Origin of the sequence: Nocardiopsis sp. LOL_012, from assembly GCF_048060475.1 — a bacterium.
Lineage (GTDB): Bacteria > Actinomycetota > Actinomycetes > Streptosporangiales > Streptosporangiaceae > Nocardiopsis.
In genome coordinates this window covers 36684-61272 of the sequence record NZ_JBHMIV010000022.1, presented here as the reverse complement: position 1 = coordinate 61272, position 24589 = coordinate 36684, and the positions used below count along the sequence as shown (strand labels likewise).

The window sequence follows — 24589 nt, the reverse complement described above, 5'->3', positions numbered from 1 at the left end:
ATGGCCACCGACCTCAACGGAGACGCCTCGCGCAACTCCATGAAGGAACTGTTCGGCTCCGAGGTCGTCACCAACGCGATCTCCCGTGACGTGGCACTCCCCTACGGCGCGGGCACCGCGGTCCTGATCACCCTGGACAACGGGCACGACCACACCAAGCCGAACACCTTCGGCCCGGCCGGGCTGCTCGCCCTGGACGAGGCGATCGAGGCCGCCCGCGCGCGCACCGACATCGCGGCCGTGGCCGTCACCGGCAAGCCGTTCGTCTTCGCCGTCGGCGCCGACCTGACCGGTATCCCCGCGCTGGAGACGTGGGAGCAGGCCCACGCCATCGGCAAGCTCGGACACGACGTGTTCCGCAAGCTCGGCGAGCTGGACGTGCCGACGTTCGCACTCATCAACGGCGCCGCCATGGGCGGTGGTGTGGAAGTGGCGCTGCACTGCTCCTACCGCACCGTCTCCTCCGGCGTCCCGGCGTTCTCCCTGCCCGAGGCCTTCCTCGGCCTCGTCCCGGGCTGGGGCGGCACCTACCTGCTGCCCCGCCTGATCGGTGCGGAGAAGGCACTGAAGATCATCGTCGACAACCCGCTCGCCCAGAACAGGGTCATCAAGGGCGCGAAGGTCCACGAGATGGGCATCGCCGACGCCCTCTTCGAGCCGGCCGACTTCGTCGAGGAGTCGCTGCGCTGGGCCGCCAAAGTGGTCAAGGGTGACATCACGGTCGAGCGCCCCGAGGTCGACACCGGCCAGGCCTGGGACGACGCCGTGAACACGGCCCGGTTCCAACTGGAGGGCAAGCTGCACGGCGCCGCCCCCGCCCCGGTCCGCGCCGTCGAGCTGGTGGCCAAGGCGAGGAACCGCACGCGCGACGAGGGCTTCGCCGCCGAGGACGAGGCACTGGCCGACCTCATCATGGGCGACGAGCTCAAGGCCGGCCTGTACGCCTTCGACCTGATGCAGAAGCGCGCCAAGCGCCCCGCGGGCGCCCCGGACAAGGCGCTGGCACGCAAGGTCACCAAGGTCGGCGTCGTGGGCGCCGGCCTGATGGCCGGGCAGTTGGCCCTGCTGTTCGCCCGCCGCCTGGACGTGCCCGTGGTCATGAACGACCTCGACCGGGAGCGCCTGGACCAGGGCGTGGCCTACGTGCACGGCGAGGTCGACAAGCTCCTGGGCAAGGGGCGGATCAACGGCGACCAGGCCAACCGCCTCAAGGGCCTGGTGACCGGCTCGCTGACCAAGGACGCCTTCGCCGACGCCGATTTCGTGATCGAGGCCGTCTTCGAGCGGATGTCGATCAAGCAGCAGGTGTTCGCCGAGCTGGAGGCCGTGGTCTCCCCCGAGGCGGTCCTGGCCACCAACACCTCCTCGCTGTCGGTCACCGAGATGGCCTCGGGGCTGAAGCACCCCGAGCGGGTGGTGGGCTTCCACTTCTTCAACCCGGTCGCCGTCCTGCCACTGCTGGAGATCGTCCGCGGCGCGGAGACCGACGACGCCTCCCTGGCGACGGCCTTCGCCGTCTCCAAGAAGCTGAAGAAGACCTCGGTGCTGTGCAAGGACGCCCCGGCGTTCGTGGTCAACCGCCTGCTCACCCTGTTCATGGGCGAGGTGCTGAGCGCGGTGTCGGAGGGCACCGAGCCCGAGGCGGCCGACCGCGCGGTCGCGCCCCTGGGGCTGCCGATGTCGCCGCTGATGCTGCTCCAACTGGTCGGCCCGGCGGTGGCGCTGCACGTGTCCGAGACGCTGCACGAGGCCTTCCCCGACCGCTTCGCGGTCTCCGACGGGCTGGCCGAGGTGGTCAAGGCAGGCAAGACGGCAATCTTCGCCCCGGACCTCACCATCGATCCGCAGGTGAGGGAGCTGATCAGCGGCGGGGACTCCCCATCGGAGGAGAGCGCGATCCTGGACCGGGCGCTGCGCGCGCTGGCCCGGGAGATCCGGATCATGCTGGACGAGGGCGTGGTGGCCGAGCCGGCCGACATCGACCTGTGCCTGATCGCGGGCGCTGGCTGGCCCTTCCACACCGGCGGGATCACGCCCTACCTGGACCGGGTGGGCGTGTCCGAGGCCGTGAACGGCAAGCCCTTCCACGAGGGCGCGCCCCAGGCGGTGTAAGCGTGTGAGGCCCCTGCGGGCCCGGCCGCCGGTTCCAGCGGCCGGGCCCGCTTTTCTTTGCATTTCCCCACAAAGACCAGAAGCCCACACATTTCGACTACGATTCGCCACAAGCCAGTGACCTTGTGTAGTGTCCGCTGCGTGGCAATCTCTCCCGAACACCAGATCTACGCGGAGTTGTTCTCCGACTCCCCCGACATGGCCATCGAGTTCCTGCGCGAACGGGGCGTGCGGGTCCCCGACTACGACCGCAGCGAGATCACCTCGTGCGACCTCGGACACGTCGACCCGGTCGAACGCCGCTCGGACGTGGCGATCATGCTGCGGGGCGAGGGCCCCTGCGGCGGGCACGACGACCTCATGGGCGTCCTCGTCGAGGTCCAGCGCGATACCTCCGAACGCAAGCGCTACACGTGGCCGGAGTACCTGACCTGCCTGCGCTCCCGGCACGAGTGCCCGGTCAGTCTGCTGGTCGTCTGCCCTCGGCAGTCCGTGGCCGACTGGTACACCGAGCCGATCCGGCTCGGGCACCCGGGTTTCACCCTCAGCCCGCTCGTGGTCGGGCCGAAGGACATCCCGGTGGTCACCGACCCGGCGACCGTCGCGGACTCCCCCACCCTGGGGGTGCTGTCGGCGGCGGCGCACGGGGCCCGCAAGGCGGACGTGCTGGAGGCCCTGCACACCGGCCTCGACACCATCGATCCGGAGAGGGCGGCGAAGTATATTGGATACTCGCTGCACCTGCTCGCCGACACCGACGGACAGAAAGCACTGGAGAAACTCATGATGGCGGACACCTTCGAGTACACGAGCGAGTGGACCCAAAGCCTCAGGACCGAAGGCAGGACCGAAGGCAAGGCGGAGGCCCTCCTGATCGTCCTGGCCGGGCACGGCATCGAGGTCACCGACACCGACCGCGAGCGCATCACCGGATGCCACGACCTCGACGTGCTCGACACCTGGCTCCACCGGGCCGCCACCGTCTCCTCCACCAACGAACTCTTCGAAGCGTAGGAACGACGCTCCAGTGCCGTGCGCGTGGAGGTCCGGACCTCCACGCGCACGGCGCTACACCCGCTCGGGCGTCCTCCGGGACGCCTCCGGGGCGGCGGCCTCCTCCCCGTCCCCGCCCTCGGAGATGCCCACCCGGTCATGCAGTCGGCGCAGGGGGCCCGGCAGCCACCAGTTGAGCCGGCCCAGCAGCCGCATGGCCGCGGGCACCATCACCGCACGGACCAGGGTGGCGTCCACGAAGACCGCCATCGCCAGGCCGATACCGATGATCTTGAGGAACAAGAGGTCGGAGACGCCCATCGCCAGGAGCACGACCACCAGCAGCAGTGCCGCACTCGTAATGATCCGCCCGGTGCGCTGCAGGCCCACCGCCACCGAACGGGTGTTGTCACCGCTACGCAAGTACTCCTCGCGGACCCGGCTGAGCAGGAACAGCTCGTAGTCCATCGCCAGGCCGAAGGCCACGACCGTGATCAGCACCAGGTAGGTCGGGTCGATCGTGCCCACAGCCTCGAAGCCCAGCATCGCCGAGAGCGCCCCCTCCTGGAAGGCCCAGATCACCACGCCGAGCGAGGCCCCCAACGACAGCGCGCCCATGAGCACAGCCTTCACCGGCAGCACGACGGAGCCGAAGGCCAGGAACAGCAGGACCAGCGTGGCGGCGGCCACGAACCCCACGGTGGCCGGGATCGCCTCGACGATGGCCGCCACGTTGTCGGCCTGCATGGCGGCGGCACCGCCCACCAGCACCTCATCGGCGCCCTCGGGCGGCTCCTCTGAGCGCACGTCCTCGACCAGGTCGGCGGTCTCCGGCGCGTCGGCCTCCCCCTCGTAGGCGAGGACCACGTGGGCGATCGCCTCACCGGTGCGCTCCACCGCCGCCCGCCGCACCTGGGGGGCCAGGTCGGCCAGGCGCGCGGTGTACTCCTGGAGCTCCTCGTCGTCGACCTCACCGACGACCGCTATATCGAGGCGGCCGGTGCCTCCACCGGGGAAGTCGTCGGCGAGCGCCTCGGTGGCGATCCGGCTGGAGGAGTCCTCGGGCAGGTAGCGCTGGTCGGTCGAGCCCAGCCGGGTGTCCGACAGGCCGAGGCCGAACGCCACCAGCACACCGCCGACGAGCAGCAGCGAGACCACGGGGAAGCGCATCACGGTACGGGCGGCGCGCTCCCAGCCGCCGACCGCACCGGGGGCCGTGCGCGGGCGCAGTCGCGGCAGTGGCAGGCGCATCCGGTCGATGCGCCGTCCGGTCACCGACAGCAGTGCGGGCAGGAAGACCACCGCGGCGAGGAGATCGAACACGACCACGGCGATGCCGCCCCAGCCAATGGACTTGAGGATGGGCTGGGGGAAGAACAGGAGCCCGGCGAAGGCGATGCCGACGGTGATGCCGGAGAAGGCCACGGTGCGGCCCGCGGTGTCCACGGTGCGGGCGACGGCGTCGCGGACCGGCTGTCTGCGGTCGAGTTCCTCACGGAACCGGCTGACCATGAACAGGCCGTAGTCGATGGCCAGCCCCAGGCCGAGGATGGTGGCGACGTTGACGGCGAACACCGACACCTCGGTGGCGTGGGTGAGGGCGCGCAGCAGGGTGAGGGAGCCGAGGATGGCCAGCCCGCCCACGGCGAGGGGCATCAGGCCGGCGACGAGCCCGCCGAAGATGACGACCAGGAGTAGGAGCAGGACCGGGAGGGTGACGAGTTCGGCGCGCACGACGTCGGCCTCGGCACTCTCCGACAGTTCGCTCTCGATCGCCACGGAGCCGCCCAGGCGGGTCTCCAGGGGGCCCGACTCCAGGATCTCGGCGACGTCGCCGTACTGGTGGAGACGCTCGGCGTGGGACCCGCCGGCCAGGGTGACGGGAACGTAGGTGGCGTGGGCGTCCTCGGAGACGAGCATGCCCCGTCCCACCTCGCCGAGATCGGCGTCGAGGTAGGTGTCGTAGTCGGCGACGAGGTCTTCGGGCAGGTCGCCGGTGACGCCCGCGACCGCGTCCGCGAAGTCGGGGTCGGTCACCTCCAGTTCGTCGCTGCGGAAGACGGCGACGAGGTCGGCCCCGTCGTGGCCGAGTCCGTCCTCCAGCAGGCGTGTGGCGCGGTAGGACTCCGACCCCGGGTCCTCGAAACCGCTGTCGCCGACGTCGGAGAAGACCCCCGAGCCCCAGACCGCCGAGAAGGCGGCGAAGAGCGCGGTGGCCGCCAGCACCCACCACCGCCGCCGGTGGACGGCGGCCCCCAGCCGTCCGAAGAGCCCCGTTTGTGCCGACATCCGACGCCCCCTCAGTGCAGCGGTGGACCGCGCGGCCGGTGTTGGCCGAACGTGCGACGGTTACGCTACCGGCGCGTAAGGGGGACTGATGCGGCCTATCGCCGCATCAGTGTCATGTCGGAAGTATCGTGCGGTGAAACCGCAGTTCACGTGGGCGGGGGCCGGTCGGGGGCCCGCGCCCGGGGGCGGACTGTGCGCGATACCACACTTTTCGGCGGACGTGTCGGCGGGGCCTGTGTGTGCTCTGCGCCCTACATGCCCCCTGAGCACCAGACGCTCCCGAACAGACCCCATACTGGAGTTTCGTCATGTTCGCCGGATTCACGGATTCGGCCCCCCAGCGCGCACCCGCACGAGAGCGAGGACGACCCCCCGTGGAGAACCCACCCGGTGAGCGGACCGGGAGCGAGGACCCCCCGCCCGAGCGGACCGGCCCCTGGGTAGCGCCCGGATCGGCCGCCGCGCCCCGGGGCCTCCCCTCGGCTCCCCCGCCCTTTCCCGGCCCCCCTCCCCCTCAGGGTCCCGCGACCGGCCCCTGGCCCCCGCCGTACCACCAGGGGTGGGTGCCGCAGCCGGGGTGGCCCCCGCCACGCCCGCGGCGCAGCGGCGCCAGGAACGTCCTGTTCAGTACGGCCGTCGCGCTAACGGTCGCGGGGGCGGCACTCGCCGCCAGTGTCGTGGTCCTGGTCAGCACCCCGCGTGAGGACCCCCCCACCGGCGGAGCCGACCTGGCCCTGTACTACGACCGGAACCTGACCGGCGTCCCCGAACCCGCCTCCGTCGACCTCGTCGACCACCCCCTGTACTCGGCTCCGATGCCAACGGGCGCCACCTGCGAGCTGCCCGACCTGGACGTGGACTCGGACGCGTCCTGGCTGGAGTTCGCCGAGGTCACCGGGGAGTGCCTGGACACCCTGTGGGCACCGGTCCTCAACGGCCTTGGCCTCTTCCCGGAGGCCCCCGAGGTCGGCGTCAGCGGGAGCGCCCCCGGATCGGTCCCCATCGATCCGGACGCCTACGTCCTCGGCTACTACGAGCCCGATCCCCTGCGCATCACTGTGGTGCTGCCCAGCGTCCGCACGGTCGACGCGGGCGTCCCCCCACAGGATCGCGAGCTGATCTGGTTCGCGCTGATGGCGCACGAGTACGGCCACCACATCCAGAACGCGGCCGGCATGTTCGAGCTCACCCACGCCTCGGTCGGCGAGGACTCCGACCAGGAGATGCTGCGGCGCTCCGAACTGCAGGCGGAGTGCCTGGCCGGGGCGGGGATGCGCGCGATCACCGGAGACGAGGACGCCCTGCGGGTGGTCAACACCTACCTCAACGGCGGTGGCGACCTCGACAGCCACGGAAGCGCGGCGAACCGCTCCCACTGGTTCGAGCAGGGGTGGTCCCAGGAGACCGTCGACGGCTGCAACACCTACGACGCGGAGTCCTCCCGGGTCTCCTGAGCCCCACCCCGCTCGATCACGTCGCGGTAGGCCCGCCAGCCGTGCAGTTTGACGCGCTCGCCGCGGCCGAGCTCCTCGGCCTGCTCCGCCTCCGCGGTGTCGATGCGCAGCCAGTCGCCGTAGCCGCTGTGGGCGAGGCCGCGCTCGTCCAGGACCCGTTCCAGGGGCACGGGCTCGGGCAGTGCGGCGCACAGGCCGGGGGCGTCCTCCAGGAGGGAGCGCACGGTCGCGGCGGCGTCGGACTTGTTGGTGCCGATCACACCGGTGGCACCCCGTTTGGCCCACCCGGCCACGTAGTCGCCGGGCACGGGCCGCCCCTCGGGTCCCAGCACACGCCCCGCCTCCTGCGGAACGGTGCGCTCCACCGGGTCGAAGGGCACGTCCGGCAGAGGGGCTCCCGCGTAGCCCACCGAGCGCAGCACCATGCCCACCGCCAGGTCCTCCCCGGTGCCGGTGCCCACCAGACGGCCGTCGGCGTCCATCCGGGTGTGCTCCACCCGCACGCCCCGGACCCGGTCGGGGCCCAGGACCTCCTGCGGCCTGGCCCAGAAGTGCAGGCGCAGGCGGCGGGGCAGCCCGCGCGGGGGACGGCCCGCCTGCTGCGAGAGCAGGCGCAGGTTGGTGCGGGCCGCGCGCGCCACCCGGCTCGGCTCCGGGGAGCCGCCGCTGACCCGGGCCGGGTCGATGTCGACCTGGCCGGGGTCCACCAGCACGTCCGCCCCGGGCAGCGCGAGCAGGTCGCGCAGTTCGGGTGCGGTGAACTTCGCCTGGAGGGGGCCGCGCCGGGACAGCAGGTGGACTGTGCGCACACGGCTAGCGGCGAGGGCGTCCAGCACGGGCTGGGGGATGTCGGTGTGCCGGAGCTCGTCGGCGGTCTTGAGCAGGAGGCGGGCCACGTCGAGGGCGACGTTGCCCGCGCCGACCACGGCGACCTCCTCCGAGTCCAGGACGAACCGCTCCAGTTCGCTGTCGGGGTGGCCGCAGTACCAGTTCACGAAGTCGGTGGCGGCGACGCTGCCGGGCAGGTCCTCCCCCGGCACGCCCATCCGGCGGTCCACGGAGGCCCCGGTGGCGTAGACGACGGCGTGGTGGGAGCGGGCCAGGTCCTCGCGGGTGAGGTCGGAGCCGAACTCCACGCCCCCGACGAAGCGCACGTGCGGGTGCTCCAGGACCGTGCGCAGCACCCGCGCCACCCCCTTGATCCTGGTGTGGTCGGGGGCGACCCCGTAGCGCACCAGGCCGTAGGGGGTGGGTAGGCGGTCCATGACGTCCACCCGGACGGGGACACGGCTCTGGCGGGTGAGGGCGTCGGCGGCGTAGACGCCCGCCGGGCCGGAGCCGATGACGGCCACCCGGAGGGGCCCTGCCGCCTCGGTGTGCTGCTGCTCGGGGTCGGGAGAGGTCATGGACCCATTCTCGCAGCACCGGAGAGGGTCGGCTCCGGGTACGCGCGGAGGGGGTCCCTGCGATGGCCCTGCGCGCGTACCCGTGCCCGCCGGAGTCGGGTCAGGCCTTCTCGCCGGCCAGTTCCCGGCCTCCGGTGCCCTCGGTGTGACGGGAGACGGTCTCGGTGAGCTTGCGGGCCAGTTCCTGGGGGGTCAGGCCCTGCTGCTGGAGGATGCGGTCGCGCTTGGCGTGGTCGAGGAACTCCTGTTCGATGCCGAACGTGCGGACGGGCACGTCGACGCCGTGGTCGCGCAGCAGCCGGGCCACGGCGTCGCCGACGCCACCGGTGCGGCCGTTGTCCTCCACGACCGCCACCACGCTGTGCCTGGCGGCCTCGTCGACCAGGGCCCGGTCCAGGGGTTTGACCCACAGGGGGTCGACGACGGTGACGCCGATGCCCTGGGCGGCCATCCGGTCGGCGACCTCGCAGGCCGTCTGGGCCATGGAGCCGACACCGACGATGAGCAGGTCCGCGGCGCGGTCGCCGTCGGCGCCCGCGCGGAGCAGGTCCATGGAGCCGACCCTGCCGATGGCGTCGAGGTGCTCGGCGACCGCGCCCTTGGGGTAGCGCACGACCGTGGGGGCGTCCTCGACCGCGACGGCCTCGCGCAGCAGCGTGCGCAGTCGCTCGGCGTCGCGCGGCGCGGCCAGGCGCAGGCCCGGCACCACCTGGAGGATCGACATGTCCCACATGCCGTTGTGGCTGGGGCCGTCGTTGCCCGTCACACCGGCGCGGTCCAGACAGAAGGTGACCCCCTGCCGGTGCAGGGCCGCGTCCATGAGCACCTGGTCGAAGCACCGGTTGAGGAACGTGGCGTAGACGGCCACGACGGGGTGCAGGCCGTTCATGGCCATGCCGGTCGCGGACGTGGCGGCGTGCTGTTCGGCGATGCCGACGTCGAAGACGCGGTCGGGGTAGGCCTCGGCGAACTTGTTCAGGCCGGTGGGGTGCAGCATGGCCGCGGTGATGGCGACGACGTCCTCGCGCTCGGCGCCGAGTTCGACCATGGCGTCGGCGAAGACCGCGGTCCACTTGACGGCCTTGGGCCCGGGCTTGGCCAGGCCGGTGTCGACGTCGAAGGGCCCGGGGGCGTGGAACTGGTCCTCTTCGTGGTTCTCGGCCGGCGGGTAGCCCTTGCCCTTCTGGGTGATGCAGTGGACGATCACCGGGCCGCCGAAGTCGCGGGCGCGGCGCAGCGCCTTCTCCAGGGCCGGCTCGTCGTGGCCGTCGACGGGGCCGAGGTACTTCAGGCCCAGGTCCTCGAACATCATCTGCGGCTGGATGGCGTCCTTGACGCCCTTCTTGAGGCCGTGGAGGGCCTCGTACAGCGGCTGTCCGACGACGGGGGTCCGGTTGAGCGTGCTCTTGGCCAGGTCGAGGGCCTGCTCGTAGCCGGGGGCCAGCCGCAGGGAGGCCAGGTGTTCGGCGATGCCGCCCCTGGTGGGCGAGTAGGAGCGGCCGTTGTCGTTGACGACGACGACCAGGCGCCGATTGCGCTTGTCAGCGATGTTGTTGAGCGCCTCCCAGGCCATGCCGCCGGTGAGGGCACCGTCCCCGATCACCGCGACCACGGTGCGGTCGTCACGGCCCCGCACCTCGTTGGCCTTGGCCATGCCGTCGGCGTAGGACAGGGCTGTGGAGGCGTGCGAGTTCTCGATGAAGTCGTGTTCGGACTCGGCGCGTGAGGGGTAGCCGGACAGGCCGCCCTCGGACTTGAGCGCGCTGAAGTCGTGGCGCCCGGTGAGGATCTTGTGCGTGTAGGCCTGGTGCCCGGTGTCGAACAGGATGGGGTCCTTGGGCGAGTCGAACACCCGGTGCAGCGCGATGGTCAGCTCGACGACCCCGAGGCTGGGGCCGAGGTGACCGCCGGTCTGGGAGCAGGAGTCGATCAGGAAGTCCCTGATCTCCCGCGCCAGCGCCGGAAGCCGGTCGGCCGGAAGCCGCTTGAGGGCCTCCGGGTCGTTCATCGACTCGAACAGTGCCACCGTCTCGTCAGTCCCCTCGTCCAGCGTGTCGGTCGACTCCACCGTATCTGGCGTCCGTCCTGCCCGGAGGTGACTACCGACAAGTACACATACTTGAGTCTATGGTCCGATGCCCTCGGGTCGTACCCGGTTCTCCTGGGAGCTGTCTTTGAACGCGGTGCCGCATCGCAAGGGGGGTTGCGAGGGCGCCCACGGGGCTGGCGGAGGTGCCGGAGGCGGGTTCGCGAGGGACGAGTGAACACGCCGTAGGTGCCGAAGGTTCCCGTTCCACGGGCGTCCGAGGGAGAGGGAACCGCGCCGAAGGCGGCGTTTGAGGGTGGTGGCGGGCGACGGGCGGGCCGAAGCGGAGCGGAGGTTCGAAAAAGCACAGCCTAGCCCAGGGCTGCGTGGACCAGCAGTCCGGTCGCCGAGACCGTGACCACGGACAGCATCACCACCCGCAGCCGGGCGGCGTCGATCCTCCGGCGGACCACGTTGCCCAGGACGAACCCGGCGCCCACGCAGGGGATGGCGCTCAGGCCCACCACGGTGGTGCGGGTGTCGATCTGGCCGCCCAGGCCCAGAGCGCACAGCGAGACCGTGACCCCGAACAGGAAGAACGCCGCCAGGGTAGCCCGCACCCGTTCGGGCGGCTCGTGCTGGTAGAGCAGGGCCATCGGCGGTCCGCCCACCGAGGTGGAGGTCCCCGCGAACCCGGACAGGCATCCGGCGACCATGCTGGAGACGGGGGTGATCCGTACGCGGAAGGACCACACCGACAGCGCCACCGCGGCGAGCACCATGGCCCCGACCACGGCGGCCAGGGCGCGGGGGTCGAGGACGGCGACCACCCAGACCCCCAGCGCGGTCCCGGGGATCCGGGCCGGGAGCCCCCACGCCACACCGCCCCAGTCCACGTGCCGCCATTCCTGGAGGAGCGTGAGCATGGGCAGCAGGGCAGCGGCGATGAGCATCGCCCCGGGCATGAGCGCGGGGTCGAGGAAGGTGATGATCGGCGCGGCGACCAGGCCCAGGCCCACACCGACGGTGCTCTGCACCATCGCGCCGGCCAGGACGGCGGTCCCGGCGACGGCGACGAAGACCCACGTGTCTGCCGCTCCGAGCAGGCCGGACGCGCTGGGCTGGAGAAGATCTGTGTACATAACGCGCCGAAGCTATATGTCGACCCAACCGGTAGGGATTCGGAGATAGGCGGACCGATATCCGCCTCCGTGCACGGCCTGAGGCGGAGCGGGAGGGCCCCTGGCCGGGAGCCCTCCCGCCGCCTCCGCGCGGCCCTCCCGTGGCGCGGGTCAGGCGCCGCCCCGGGCGTGGGTCTTCCTGCCGCGGCGCGACGCCGCGTCCAGGATGACCGCGACCAGCAGCACCGCGGCGGTGATCATGAACCGGACCGAGGTGTCCATCTGCAGGAGCAGGAGCCCGGAGGAGATCGCGCCCAGGACCAGACCGCCCAGCAGGGCGGAGTAGGCGTTGCCGCGCCCGCCAAAGAGGCTGGTGCCGCCGATGACCGCGGCGGCGATCGCCATCATCAGCTCCTCGCCGGCTCCGGTGGACACGCTCGCCGCGAAGTTGCGCGAGACGAGCATGATCCCGCCGAGGGATGCCAGGGCGGAGGCGATCGCGAAGACCGACACGCGGATGAAGTCCACGTCGATGCCGGCGCGCCGGGCGGCCTCGGCGTTGCCGCCGACCGCGTAGACCATGCGGCCGTAGCGGGTCTTGCGCAGTACCAGGTCCAGCGCGACCACGAAGCCGACGAAGATGAGGAAGGCCAGCGGCACGCCCTTGTACTGGTTGAGCACCCACGCGCCGCCCGCCAGCGGCAGGGCCAGCAGGAGGGTGCGCAGGGCCACCTCCGGGGCCTTCTTGCAGGGGAGCCCGGCTTTGCGGCGCTTGGTCTCGGCGGCCAGGACCGACACCAGGTAGCAGGCCAGGGCGATCGCGACGACGCCCCAGCCCACGAGCGGGACGAAGTAGGTCTGGGTGAGCAGGGCGATCGGCCCGTTGGGGCTGGTGTTGATGGAGCCGTCCTGGCCCATGAGGAACAGGTGCAGTCCCTGCCACCCCAGGAGCCCGGCGAGGGTGACGACGAAGGCCGGGACCCCGACCTTGGCGAAGATCACCCCGTGCAGCAGGCCCACGAGCAGGCCCGCGACGACGGCGATGAGGATGGCCAGCCACTCGTTGACGCCGTAGCGCACCGCGAGCACGCCGAGGACGCCCGCGGCCAGACCGGCGACCGAGCCGACGGACAGGTCGATCTCGCCCAGCAGCAGCACCATGATCACACCGGTGGTCATGAGGCCGATGGCGGCGATCTGCACGGTCAGGTTGGACAGGTTCTGCGGGGACAGGAACCGGTCGTTCATCGACTGGAAGACGACGGCGATGAGGATCAGCCCGACGATGACGGGAAGCGGGCCGAGCTCGCCCCCGCGCAGGTTGCGCCTGACCGCCTGGAGCCATCCCCGTGGGGAGGCGGCAGTGGTGAGCAGTCGGGGGTCGGCCGGGGCCGGTGCCGAGCCCGTGTCGGGTGCCTCGCTGGTGAGGTGTGTCTGCTGGGTCATCAGTGGTCCTTCGTGGCCGCGGCCGGGGTGTCGGCGCGCTCGGAGCGGCGGGTGACCGGGTTGTCGGCGGCCCCGGTGATGGCGGCCACGATCTCCTCGTAGCTGGTCTCCGCGATGGGGAAGTCTCCGGCGTTGCGGCCCAGCCGCAGCACCACGGCGCGGTCGGCGACCGCGCGCACGTCGGCCATGTTGTGGCTGATCAGCACGACGCCCAGGCCCTGGTCGCGCAGGCGCTCGATGAGGTCGAGGACCTGCGCGGTCTGGGCGACGCCGAGCGCGGCGGTGGGCTCGTCGAGCATGACCACGCGCGGCTGGCCCAGCAGTGAGCGGGCGATGGCGATGATCTGGCGCTGGCCGCCGGAGAGGGAGGCGACGGGGACGCGCAGGCTGGGGATCCGCACCGAGAGCGAGTCGAGCAGCTCCCTGGCCCGGCTCTCCATGGCGACCTCGTCGAGGGTGCCGGGGAAGTGCAGTTCCTCGTTGCCGAGGAACAGGTTGGCGACGATGTCCAGGTTGTCGCACAGGGCGAGGTCCTGGTAGATCGTGGCGATGCCGAGCCGCTGGGCGTCGGAGGGGGAATCGATGGAGACCGGTTCGCCCTCCCAGGAGACGGTCCCGCCGCTGTCGGCGGCGTGGGCGCCGGCGATGACCTTGACCAGGGTGGACTTGCCGGCGCCGTTGTCGCCGAGCAGGGCGACGACCTCCCCGGGCGCGACGTGGAAGTCGACCTCGCTCAGCGCCCGGACGGCCCCGAAGGTCTTGGAGATCCCGGACAGTTCCAGGACGGGTGTGCTCATCGTGCTCGTGTCTCTTTCCTCGCCCCGCGGTGGCGGGGGCGGGCCGGGGTGTTGCGGCCCGCCCCCGCCACCGGAGCGTCTCACCTGGTCCTTACAGGTTTTCCTGGCAGAAGTCGGTGTCGGCGTAGTCGTCGGTGCAGATCTCCTCGACGGTGTAGAACCCGTCGGCGACGACCGTGTCGAGGATGTCGTCCTCGGTGACGGCGATGGGGTCGAGCAGGATCGAGGGCACGCTCTCGCCGTCGGCGTCCTCGACGTCGGTGAGGCTGTACTCGCCCGCGTCGAGGTCGGTGCCGGTGGCCAGCGCCACGGCCATCTTCGCGGCGATCTCGGCCTCGGGGCGGATCGCCTTGTAGACGGTCATGTACTGCTCTCCGGCGATGATGCGCTGGATGCCGTGCAGCTCGGCGTCCTGGCCGGTGACGGGCGGCAGGTCCTCGGTGGCCACGCCCGCGCTGCGCAGCGCGGAGATGATGCCCGAGGCCATGCCGTCGTTGGCCGAGTAGACACCGATGATCTCGTCGACGCCCAGTGAGGTGATGGCGCCCTCCATCTGGCTGTTGGCCTCGTCGGGCGACCAGTCGGGGGTGTCGAACTCCTGGCCGATCTCCACCTGGCCTTCGAGGACGGAGTGCGCGCCCGCCTTGAAGCTGGCGGCGTTGGGGTCGGTCGGCGAGCCGTTGATCATGACGATCTGGCCGTCGCCGGTCGTGCCCTCCTCCTCCAGGGCCGCCAGGAGGGCCTCGCCCTGGACCTCGCCGACGCGGACGTTGTCGAAGGAGACGTACATGTCCGCGCCGCCCTGGGCGAGGCGGTCGTAGGCGACCACGGGCACGCCCTGGGACTGGGCCTCGTTGATGGTGCCGGCCGCGGCCTCGGCGTCGACCGCGCCGAGGACGAGGACGTCGACTCCGTCGGTCAGCATGGCCTGGGCCTGGGTCTGCTGCTGGTCGACGTCCTGGTCGGCGTTGGCGTAGGAGAGTTCGCACTCGGGGCACAGCTCGGCCAGGGCCTCTTCGAAGAAGGGTCGGTCGAAGGCCTCGTAGCGCGCGGTCTGGAGCTCGGGCAGCAGGAGGCCGACCTTGAAGCCCTCGTCGACACTGTGGGCCTCCTGCTCTCCCGCCACGTCCTCGTCGGAGGTGGTGAGGGAGGAGCAACCGGAGGCGAGGAGGGCGAACGCGGCGGTCGCCGCGGCCAGGCCGACGGCGGCCGTCCGTGGGGTGGGGCGTCGTGTGCGCAACGCGGATACCTCTCTGACGGGGGATGAGTGAGCGGGGCCACTCGTGAATGTTGTGCAGAAGTAGACCCCGCCAACGGCTTGCCGTCAACTCCTGAACACATAACCGAAACATTACAAGAGATGTGTTCAAGCTTTGAAGAAAGTATATGCGCAGGTCAGAGCCGCAAAAGTCACCTGTGACGATATGTGCAGGCTAAGGGAACGAACGAACCATTAACACCCAGTTAAGCGCCCCTGACCTGGACGATCACCGCGCACGCCCGTCAGTGCGCGGTGCGCACCGCCGTCCACAGGGCGCCGTACAGGGACGCGTCGCGGCCCAGCGCCCCCTCGGAGAGGGTGAGCCGGTCCAGGGCACTGCCCAGGGATCCCAGCTCCATCGACCGGCGCATCGGCTCCAGCAGCAGTTCACCGGCCTCGGCCAGCGGCCCGCCGACAGTCACCCGGTCGGGGTTGAAGAGGTTGGCGACGATCGCCGCACCCTGGCCCAGGGCGGTACCCGCCTCGGCGACGATCCTGCGGCTCCCGGGGTCGCCGCCGCGCGCGGCGGCGACGACGTCGGACATCCGCGGACCGCCCCTGCCCCGCTCCACCTCGAAGTCCTGGGGCAGCATCCCGAGCAGGTAGCGGGCGCCCACGAAGGTCTCCAGGCAGCCCCGGTTGCCGCACCGGCACACCGGCCCGCGCGGGTCCAGGGCGATGTGGCCGATCTCCCCTGCGGTCCCGCCCGCGCCCGGGAACGGCTCGCCGGACAGGACGATGCCCGCACCCACGCCCTCGCCGATGACCAGGTGGATCAGGTGCTCGGCCCCCGCGCCCGCGCCGAGGCGCTGCTCGGCCAAGGCGGCGAGGTTGGCGTCGTTCTCGGCCCGCACCGGCGCCCCGAGGCGCTCGGCGAGCGCCTCAGCGGGCCGAAAGCCCGCCCACCGGGGCAGGCACGAGATCGGGCCCACCTCCCCGGTCGCGGGGTCGATCGGTCCGGGTACCGAGGCCACCACGGCCGACACCGTGCCCGCGTCGATGCGCGCGCCCTGGAGAGTGGTCTCCGCCAGCCACGCGGCGCGTCGGACCCCGCGGCCGGGGTCGGCGGCCACGTCGTAGTCGATCTGCTCGCGCGCCACGAGGTTGCCCTCGCTGTCACCGATCCCGATGCCGAGGCGGTCCGCCTCGAAGTCGATGGCCAGTACCGTGCCCGGCGGGCGCAGGAGCGTGACCCCCCGCGCACGGCGGCCGTTGGAGGCGGTGTCGCGCACCGACACCGTGCCGGCGGCGCGCAGCCCGCGCACGATGTTGGACACGCTGGCGGCGGACAGGCCGGTCGCCCTGGCCAGTTCGGCCTGGGTGCACGTCCCCTGCCGGCGCAGCACGTCCACGACGCGGCGCTCGTTGGCCCGACGCAGCGCGGACTGGGACCCGGGCGTCACTGCGGTGTCGGTCACCCGGCTCCCCCTCGTGCTCGGTTGGCCTGTCGGCGCTTCGACGCCGCTGAAAGGCATGTTACAAGGCTTGAAGACAAGCCGGTACGCGAGCCCGTGGCAGTCGGGAGGAGTCGGGAGTTCAGGCCCGGTCGCCGCCGTGCCCGGTGTAGATCCCGACCAGGCGCGCGATGACGGTGGTGAGGAAGAGCGTTCCGATCACCGCCTCCAGTGTGGCCAGCGAGCGCATCCACGGGCCCACGGGGACGATGTCGCCGTAGCCCAGCGTGGCCAGCGTGACGTAGGAGTAGTACATCAACTGCTGCCAGGCCAGCACCTGCCCCGAGGTGCTGGTGAAGCTGCCGGGAGCGAGGAACTCCACGACGGCGAACACGGACGCGAACAGCCCGCCGATCAGCAGGTAGACGCTGATCGCGGCCAGGATCAGGTCCAGACTGCGGGCCGATCCACGGCGGTAGACGAACTTGATCAGCGAGTACATCACCATGATCTGGAAGGCCGCCACGCTGGCGTGCTGTCCGGTCACAGCGACGGGGTGCTCGGGGTCCACGGCCACCCACACCGCGAACAGGGCGAACACGGTGCCGATGCCCAGCACCGGCAGGACGCGGTCGCGCTCCTCGTGGACCACCCGCAGACCGAAGGCGATCATCCCGGTGTACAGCAGCAGGTACAGCACCAGCCACATCTGGCCGTACTGGGAGACCGGGTACCCGAATTGCAGGGCGACCACGAACAGGAGGAACAGCCTCAGGTTCGCCCCTCGCCTCACCGTCGCCCCCAGCCGCTCATCGTGTCCGTGCGCCGCTCCACGATGATGCGCGCAAAGCACCGCCCCGGTCAGCGCGACACTCCGGCGGCTACCAGTGGCCGGCCGGAGGGCCGTAGGCGGGGGGCGGGGGGCCGCCCCAGCCGCGCCGCTGCCGCAGCAGGGCCCGCATGGCGGGCAGCGCGCCGTAGACCGCGGCCGCGTACCCGGCGCCGACCGGACCGGGGCTCGCCTCGACCTGGTTCCACAGGCCCCCGACCCACCGCATGAGCTCGGGGTCCTCCCCCGGATCGGGCAGCACCATCAGTTCGGGGTGGAGGAGGAAGACGAGGATGAGCGCGGGGTCGACCTCGGCGCGCGTGGGGCCCGCACCGGGCGACCCCTGGACGACGCGCCCGTAGAACTCCACACCGGCGCGCTCGGCGCGGTCGAGGTCGTCGGCGAGCCGGAGCAGCTCGCCGGGGCCGTCGCTGTGGTGGGCGTCCAGGACCCGCAGTACGGTCGGGCGGGCCAGCAGCGCCATCTCGTTGGCCCTGGGGGCCCCGGTGAACAGCGGGTGCGCGCTGCGGAACAGCTCGCCGAGCTCGGCGAGCGTGACCTCCTGGCCGCGGAAGAGCGGCGGCAGGTCCGGGCGCAGCCGGGCGACGAAGGAGGCGATCGCCAGGTTGACGTCGTTGGCCTCGGGGCCGAAGAGGTCCGGGTCAGCGCCGCCGAGGGCCTTGGCGACCCACGCCCCCAGGGCGGCGCGTTCGCCGTGGTCGCTGAAGAGGCGGATCGCGGCCGTCCAGTCCCGCTGCACCGCCTCCGCCAGGACACGCGGGTCGGTGAAGACGCCACCGTTGAACCGGTAGGGAACCCCTGTCAGGACCGGTTCCGGAGCCGGGGTGGCGGTGGGTTCGGGTGCCGCCGCCTGTACGCGGGTGGTGTCGACCGCCGCGGAGGAGCCGTCCGCGGGCATGGTGACCAGGAGGTTGAGCAGCGCGGCCGCGTCCGGCCTGCGCTCGGGGTCCTTCTCCAGGCAGGAGAGGACGATATCGCGCAGCCCGCCCGAGAGCGGCCCGAGTTCGGGTTCGGCGCTCAGGATGCGCATGATGCGGGAGGCCTGGGTGGGGCCGGGGAAGGCCTGGCTCCCGCTGGCGGCGTAGACCATGACCGCGCCCCACGCGAAGACGTCCACGGCGGTGGTGAGCCGGTTGCCCTCCAACTGCTCGGGGGCCATGTACCCGATGGTGCCCACCAGGCCGCTGGCGGTCACCGAGGAGGACTCCACGGCCTTGGCGATGCCGAAGTCGATCACCCGCGGCCCGTCCGGGGCCAGCATGATGTTCTCCGGCTTCAGGTCCCGGTGCACCACCCCAGCGGCGTGGATCGCCGCCAGCGCCGTGGCCGTGGACACCGCCAACCGGTGCAGGTCGGCACCGGTGCGCGGCCCGTCCTTGGCCACCGCGGCGTGCAGCGTGGGGCCGTCGATGAACTCCGTGGCGACCCACGGCCGGGCCGCCTCCGGGTCGGCGTCCAGGATCGAGGCGATGCAGAACCCGCTCACCCGGCGCGCCTGCTCCACCTCGGCGGTGAACCGGCGGCGCGTCTCCTCGTCGCCGGAGAAGGTGGCGTGCAGCAGCTTGACCGCCGCCGGGGACCCGTCGGGGGCCTGGCAGAGGAACACCTCTCCGAAGCCGCCCTTGCCCAGCGGCCGGACGACCCGGTAGCCGCCGATCGTCTCCCGGCCGTTCGCGGAGTCGTTCACGGACCTGCCGCCCCTCACTTCGCTCGCTCGTGTGCCTTCGCCTGTCAGCGCGTGTCCGACGCGCGGCGGTGGTCGCCCCTCTGGATCCGCTGCACGAGGTCGTCGGCGAGAGTGCCGTACCCCGTGGCCGCCCACACGCTTTCCCGCGCGGGCACCTCATAGTAGGGAACACCGCGCCCGTCGTGCTCGTCGGGCAGGACGGTGGGACGGACCCGCTTGCGCACGGCCGCGGCGCACTCCCGGCACAGGGGCACGCGGATGCTCCGCTCCCCGCCGAACTCCCGCCACTGGACCTGCCGGGTGTCGGTGCCGTGCAGCGGGTTGGCGTAGCAGGGGCGGCGCGGGGTCCGCCGCCCGGCCAGGGCGTCCTCGGCCAGGTCGAGCAGGACGAGGACGCCGACCGCGTCGGCCAGGTTCGGCCCCTCGGCGGCCATCCGGTCGTGGACCCGGGCCGCGGCGTCCCTGGCGTCCAGGGCCCGGGCCAGGTGCCGTCCCGCCACGTCCGACGCGGAGCTCAGGCGCTCGCCCAGTTCGACGAGGTCGCGCTCTCCCCGTGCGTGCAGGGACTCCAGACGGGCCCGGTCGGCGTTGTCGAACGCCGCGTGCTGGGCGAGGCCGACGGGGCTCCTCCGGCTGCGGGACGCGATCCGGTACAGCCCCGCCCCCAGGAGGACCGCGGCGGCGGCCGCGCCGACGCCCGCCGCCCAGGACATCCACCCCCTGGGCGGGAACGATCCGTAGGTGTCCCCGCGCTCCTCCTCGTAAGCGGCGATCGCCGCCTCGTAGACGGCCTCGGGGTCGTCGGACAGCGCGGTCTCGACGGCGATGTCGACCTCGTCGGCCATGGCCGCCTCCTGCTGGCCCATGGTCCGGTAGCTGGCGGTGAGCGACCCGTGGAAGGCGGGCGAGGGCCCCATGGAACCGGCGGCCGGTCCGAAGTCCTCTCCGGTGAGCCGCCGGCCGTCGTGGACGAGGAAGTGCGCCTCGCCCCCGCCCATGCGGTCGTGGACGGCGGCGATGAGCGCGGACGCGTCGCCGTCCCAGGCGTCTCCTGCCACGATCGGGACGGCGACGACGTAGAGGTTCTCCAACCCGCCCTGGGCGATCGTCTCGGCCACGCCCTCCTGCCGGGCCTCCGGAAAGGCCGTGGCGAAGGCGGGATCGACGTGGACGGGGGAGGCGGCCAGCGCCTCGGCCAGGACCTGGGCGGGGGTGGGCGGCTCCTCCGCGGCGGGGCCGGTGGGCTCGGCCGCCACCGGAAGCGCGGTGAACAGCGGTGCCAGCAGCGCCGCGGCGAGCAGCGCCGGGACACGGGCGGCCCGTTCTCTAGCGGACAAGGTCCCTCTCCTCCATCAGCCGTCTCAGCATCCGGTCGGGCCGGTCGGCCCCGAACCTGTGACGGATCCACGGGCTCTTCGGTTTCGACATATAGCTGTGCGCCGTGGAACGGGTCCGCAGCTTGAGCACGCGCCGCTCCCGCTGGTCCGCGGTGAGCGCGGCGCAGTCCGCGCACAGCATGGGCCTGCCGCCCTGGCCCCTGGGGAACGGGGCCGCCCGCGCGGTGGCCATGGGGTGGAGCGGGTTGACGGAGCACGGTTCGGGGCTCTCGGAGGCCCCCTCCTCCGAGGCGGCCAGGACACGGCGGGACAGGACGACCGTGCCGAGCAGGTCGAGCCCCGACGGTTCGCGGTCCATGAGCATCAGTGCGGCTTCGGCCTGCGGCATGAGGGCGTCGGGGACGCGCTGTCCGCCGTCGGCCAGGACCCTGCCGAGCCTGCCGGTCTCGCGCAGCGCCATCCGCCGCAGTGCGCGGTCGCCGACGACGGCGCGTGCGGAGCGGCGCGCCCGCCACAGGAGGGCGGTCAGGTACCAGGCGCCGATCGCCAGGCCGGCCAGGAACGGACCGATGATGATCGCCGAGGCCACCATGCCGCCCGACCAGTAGCGCTCCGTCCTGGGGCCGGGCAGGTTCGGCTCGTCGTCGGCGAACAGGGGCTCGAACCGGCTCGCGCTGCCGAACTCCACCTCCTCAAGGGCCGCGACGGCCTGGGTCAGGGCGCGGGCCGGGGTGGCCTCCTCTATGTCGTAGACGGAGAACCACAGCGCGGAGCCGTCGATCTCCAGCCCGTGGGCGGCGGCGCCGACCACGGCGGTGGAGGAGTCGAACCCGGGCACGGCGACCAGGTAGAACCCCTCCCGGTCGGCCACCGAAGCCAGTGCCGCGGCCAGCACCTCGGGGTCGCCCTCCGCCTCGTCGTGGTTGCTGCCGTTGAGCACCGCGGCGTACACCGGCGCCCCGGCGCCGTCCAGGCCCCCGGTGAGCGCGGCCAGGCCCTCCCGGCTCCCCCGGAAGAGGGGGTCGACGTACAGCGGCTCCTCGGCCAGCCGGCCGGCGACGTACTCGACACGCTCGGTGGAGAGCACGTAGGGCTCCTCCAGCCGGACCAGCTCCATCGGATCGGCGACCTCGTGCTCACCGACGGGCGCGTTCAGCACGTACGGGTAGGGCCCGGCCACCGCGGCGACCGCGACAGCGACCGATCCCAGCGCGGCGGCCACGGCGGGCAGGAGCCTGGCGCGCCGGACGCTGCGCCAGACCATCCAGCCGCCGACGGTGAGGGAGAACCCGGCGACGCCTCCGACGAGGAAGCCGAGGTTCTCCGGGCCGTTGAAGCGTGCGGGGTCGATGTCGTCGAGGAAGTCCTGCCAGCCCTGCGGGACGCGCTCGGCGCGCTCGCGCTCCGCGGCGGCCTCCCCGGCCACGGCGGGGTCGGCCAGGGCCGCTGCCAGGACCCGGGAGACCTCGGTGACGGGGGCGTCGTAGTCCAGGCCGGGGTCATCGCGCACCGCGTCGGTCGCGGCCCGCACCGGCACGTCGACGCCGTAGGCGCGCATCTCGACGGGGTTCCCCTCGGGGGCCAGGACGGCGTAGAACCCGTCGGCACCGATCCGGTCGTGCACCGCGGGCAGGATCTCGTCCATGCCCCCCGGCGTGCCCGCTCCGACGAACGGGGTGACCACCACGTAGTAGGGGACCTCCAAGGGGTCGAAGACGGCGTGCAGCTCCTCGCGGATCTCCGTATGCCGGACGGGGCCGCCCGTGGCCCGGTCGACGACGACCGCCGCCCCCTCGGGTTCCCCCGAGAGCAGACCGGCGTAGTGCGCGGCCAGCGTCACCTGTTCGGGAACGGCACCGTCGACGGGCTCGGCGGAGGCCGGGGCGACGAGGGTGAGCGCCGCCGCCAGGAGGACGAACACCCAGGCCAGAGGGCGGAGGGGGAAGGGGACGTGCATGCGCAGAGCATAACCCCCCATACCGGACGTTCGTAGAACGGAGTCCGTTTCGCCCGCGCTGCCCTCGGTTCCACGGCCCCGGCGGCCGCAGATCCGCGGGCGCAGCGCGGTCAGGGGGCGCAGATGCGCCGCGCCCGCTCCAGGTCGGCGCGGATCCGCTGGACCCCCGAGGTGAGCTGCGGCAACTCGCCGTTGGACTGTTGGAGCTCCCAGACCCGCCGTTTGCGGCGGACCGGGCCGCCGCACGCCACCCTGAGCACGGTGCCGACGACGACCACGCCGGCCAGGCCGAGGATGCCGATCCACAGCAGCAGGTTCACCGCCCAGTCGGGGACGAAGTCGCCGCCGCCGAGGTCCTCCAACAGGACCTCGGCGAAGACCAGACCAATGCCGAGCACCAGGCCGATGAGGGCGTACCGGCAGATCTCCAGCGCGAGTGTCAGGCGCGTCTGCAACACGAACCCGCTCATCAGCGCCTCGTTCCTGGCCTGCGCCTCGGTGAGGCGCCGCTCCCAGTCGCACTGCTGCGCGGCGAGTCCGCGCAGCACGGGTACGGACCGGTACACCACGGCGACGATCCCGGCGCAGGCGGGTGGCGGACCGGCCTCGACACGGCCCCAGAGGATGTCGACCCAGGCGGAGAGCTCCCGGTCCCCGCCGGTCACGGGCCGCACCATCCGCTCGGGGTGGAGCAGGAAGGTGAGGATGAGCGCGGGATCGGCACCGACCTGGGACGAGCCCCATCCGACCAACTGGTCGGCGAGGTGGCGGTGGAAGCCGATACCGACGCGTTCGGCCTCCTCCAGGTGGTCGGCCAGCAGGCGGAGGCGGCCCGGATCGCCGATGGAGTGGGCGTCCATGATCCGCAGGACGTCCGGTCGGGCCAGGAGGGCCATCTCGTTGGCCATGGGCGCGCCCGTGAACAGCGGCCGGGGGTCGTCGAACAGCGAGGCCAGGTCCGCCGGGGCTGCACCGCGCCCTCGGAAGACCGGGGGCAGGTCCGGGCGCAGTTGGGCGATGAAGGAGGCCAGGGACAGGTTGGCGTCGCCCGCCTGGCGGCGGAACAGGGAGCGGTCCACGTCTGTGTCGCCGAGGTCGTCCATGATCCACGCGCCCAGGGCGGCCCGCTCCTGTGGATCGTTGAACACGCGGACGGCGGCGTTCCAGTTCTGCTGCATGGCCTCGGCCAGGGAGCGGGGGTCGGTGAACCGTACGCCGGTGAAGTGGTAGGGGGAACGCCCTCGCGCGCGAACGTGTCCTGCGGCCGCGGGGCCCCGGTGGCCGGTCCGGTCCCCTTCGGGCCGGAGGCCTCGGGGGCGAAGCGGGTGTAGGCGCGGGTGGGGTCGATCCGGGCCGGGGGCTCCATCCGGGTGGGGTCGACCCGGGCGGAGGCGCCGCCGTCGATCCGGGTGCGGTCCACACCGATCCGGGTGGCGGCCTCGGAGGCCGCACCGGTCCCCGATGCGGTTGCGGTACGGGAGCCGTCCGAGGGCGCCGCGACCAGAAGGGTGAGCAGCGCGGCCGCGTCCGGCCTGCGCTCGGGGTCCTTCTCCAGGCAGGAGAGGACGATATCGCGCAGCCCGCCCGAGAGCGGCCCGAGTTCGGGTTCGGCGCTCAGGATGCGCATGATGCGGGAGGCCTGGGTGGGGCCGGGGAAGGCCTGGCTCCCGCTGGCGGCGTAGACCATGACCGCGCCCCACGCGAAGACGTCCACGGCGGTGGTGAGCCGGTTGCCCTCCAACTGCTCGGGGGCCATGTACCCGATGGTGCCCACCAGGCCGCTGGCGGTCACCGAGGAGGACTCCACGGCCTTGGCGATGCCGAAGTCGATCACCCGCGGCCCGTCCGGGGCCAGCATGATGTTCTCCGGCTTCAGGTCCCGGTGCACCACCCCAGCGGCGTGGATCGCCGCCAGCGCCGTGGCCGTGGACACCGCCAACCGGTGCAGGTCGGCACCGGTGCGCGGCCCGTCCTTGGCCACCGCGGCGTGCAGCGTGGGGCCGTCGATGAACTCCGTGGCGACCCACGGCCGGGCCGCCTCCGGGTCGGCGTCCAGGATCGAGGCGATGCAGAACCCGCTCACCCGGCGCGCCTGCTCCACCTCGGCGGTGAACCGGCGGCGCGTCTCGGCGTCGCCCGCCCAACTGCTGTGCAGGACCTTCACAGCGGCGCGGGTGCCGTCGGGAGCCTCGCCCAGGAACACCTCGCCGAACCCGCCGCGCCCCAGCGAGCGCACCAGCCGGAAGTCTCCGACGGACCGGTCGGTCCGATCCCGTGCCGGGTCCGGTCCGTACTGGGCTTCGTCCACGGCAGGCCCCGCTCCTCGGTCGAGCGGTCATGGCCGGGGGCTCCTCCCCACGACCGATCACAGGGCACTATAGCCACGCGCCGTCACCAACCGGTGCCCGGGAGGCCCCGTGGCCGGTTCCGGTCGAAGAGGGACGGGGCCGCCACCGTCG

16 protein-coding genes and 1 pseudogene are annotated in these 24589 nt (G+C 72.4%); 3 read left to right on the top strand and 14 right to left on the bottom strand.

Translation table 11 applies throughout. The features are described from left to right. The gene (locus tag ACFHWE_RS15495) at positions 1–2112 is read left to right on the top strand and encodes a 3-hydroxyacyl-CoA dehydrogenase NAD-binding domain-containing protein (protein WP_416602343.1); all 2112 of its coding nucleotides are present in this window, start codon (positions 1–3) and stop codon (positions 2110–2112) included. A 141-nt stretch (positions 2113–2253) separates the two neighbouring features. After that, on the top strand, positions 2254–3126 hold the full coding sequence (locus tag ACFHWE_RS15490) for a hypothetical protein (protein WP_416602342.1): 873 nt from the start codon (positions 2254–2256) through the stop codon (positions 3124–3126). A gap of 54 nt (positions 3127–3180) precedes the next feature. On the opposite strand, the gene ACFHWE_RS15485 is transcribed toward ACFHWE_RS15490, so the two are convergent. Next, positions 3181–5394 carry an MMPL family transporter gene (locus ACFHWE_RS15485; protein WP_416602341.1) on the bottom strand — a complete coding sequence of 738 codons (2214 nt, stop codon included), beginning with the start codon at positions 5392–5394 and terminating at the stop codon, positions 3181–3183. Between the two features lie 374 nt (positions 5395–5768). Between ACFHWE_RS15485 and ACFHWE_RS15480 the strand changes: the two genes are divergently transcribed. After that, the gene (locus tag ACFHWE_RS15480) at positions 5769–6848 is read left to right on the top strand and encodes a neutral zinc metallopeptidase (protein ID WP_416602340.1); all 1080 of its coding nucleotides are present in this window, start codon (positions 5769–5771) and stop codon (positions 6846–6848) included. Here the strand turns inward: ACFHWE_RS15480 and ACFHWE_RS15475 are convergent. From ACFHWE_RS15475 to ACFHWE_RS15415, 13 genes and pseudogenes are all read right to left on the bottom strand, one after another. Further along, positions 6818–8254: an FAD-dependent oxidoreductase gene (locus tag ACFHWE_RS15475; protein ID WP_416602339.1), complete on the bottom strand. Its 1437-nt coding sequence runs from the start codon at positions 8252–8254 to the stop codon at positions 6818–6820. The genes ACFHWE_RS15480 and ACFHWE_RS15475 overlap by 31 nt on opposite strands. Positions 8255–8354: 100 nt before the next feature. Then, on the bottom strand, positions 8355–10280 hold the full coding sequence (gene dxs, locus ACFHWE_RS15470; RefSeq protein ID WP_416602360.1) for a 1-deoxy-D-xylulose-5-phosphate synthase: 1926 nt from the start codon (positions 10278–10280) through the stop codon (positions 8355–8357). A 371-nt stretch (positions 10281–10651) separates the two neighbouring features. Then, a complete protein-coding gene (locus ACFHWE_RS15465; RefSeq protein WP_416602338.1) occupies positions 10652–11422 on the bottom strand; it encodes a sulfite exporter TauE/SafE family protein in 771 nt (256 codons plus the stop codon). Positions 11423–11572: 150 nt separating this feature from the next. Then, the gene (locus tag ACFHWE_RS15460) at positions 11573–12847 is read right to left on the bottom strand and encodes a sugar ABC transporter permease (protein WP_416602337.1); all 1275 of its coding nucleotides are present in this window, start codon (positions 12845–12847) and stop codon (positions 11573–11575) included. Beyond that, positions 12847–13644, bottom strand: a complete 798-nt coding sequence (locus ACFHWE_RS15455; protein ID WP_416602336.1) for an ATP-binding cassette domain-containing protein — start codon at positions 13642–13644, stop codon at positions 12847–12849. The genes ACFHWE_RS15460 and ACFHWE_RS15455 overlap by 1 nt, the downstream gene beginning before the upstream one ends. Before the next feature lie 91 nt (positions 13645–13735). Beyond that, positions 13736–14884 (bottom strand): substrate-binding domain-containing protein, encoded by a 1149-nt coding sequence (locus ACFHWE_RS15450; protein WP_416602335.1) that lies wholly within the window; start codon positions 14882–14884, stop codon positions 13736–13738. 263 nt (positions 14885–15147) lie between these two features. Beyond that, positions 15148–16323 carry an ROK family transcriptional regulator gene (locus tag ACFHWE_RS15445; RefSeq protein WP_416602334.1) on the bottom strand — a complete coding sequence of 392 codons (1176 nt, stop codon included), beginning with the start codon at positions 16321–16323 and terminating at the stop codon, positions 15148–15150. A gap of 118 nt (positions 16324–16441) precedes the next feature. After that, complete coding sequence (locus tag ACFHWE_RS15440) at positions 16442–17092, bottom strand: potassium channel family protein (RefSeq protein ID WP_416602333.1); 651 nt, start codon at positions 17090–17092, stop codon at positions 16442–16444. Between the two features lie 88 nt (positions 17093–17180). Beyond that, entirely contained in the window at positions 17181–18836 is a 1656-nt protein-coding gene (locus tag ACFHWE_RS15435) for a serine/threonine protein kinase (RefSeq protein WP_416602332.1), read from the bottom strand. Positions 18837–18880: 44 nt separating this feature from the next. Then, positions 18881–20173, bottom strand: coding sequence for a hypothetical protein (locus ACFHWE_RS15430; protein WP_416602331.1), 1293 nt, complete (start codon positions 20171–20173; stop codon positions 18881–18883). Next, positions 20163–22151: a hypothetical protein gene (locus tag ACFHWE_RS15425; RefSeq protein WP_416602330.1), complete on the bottom strand. Its 1989-nt coding sequence runs from the start codon at positions 22149–22151 to the stop codon at positions 20163–20165. Before ACFHWE_RS15425 ends, ACFHWE_RS15430 begins: the two co-directional genes overlap by 11 nt. A gap of 89 nt (positions 22152–22240) precedes the next feature. After that, positions 22241–23308 (bottom strand): hypothetical protein, encoded by a 1068-nt coding sequence (locus ACFHWE_RS15420; protein ID WP_416602362.1) that lies wholly within the window; start codon positions 23306–23308, stop codon positions 22241–22243. A 389-nt stretch (positions 23309–23697) separates the two neighbouring features. Then, positions 23698–24333: pseudogene (locus tag ACFHWE_RS15415) on the bottom strand (serine/threonine-protein kinase); the annotation flags it as partial. Positions 24334–24589: the final 256 nt, after the last annotated feature.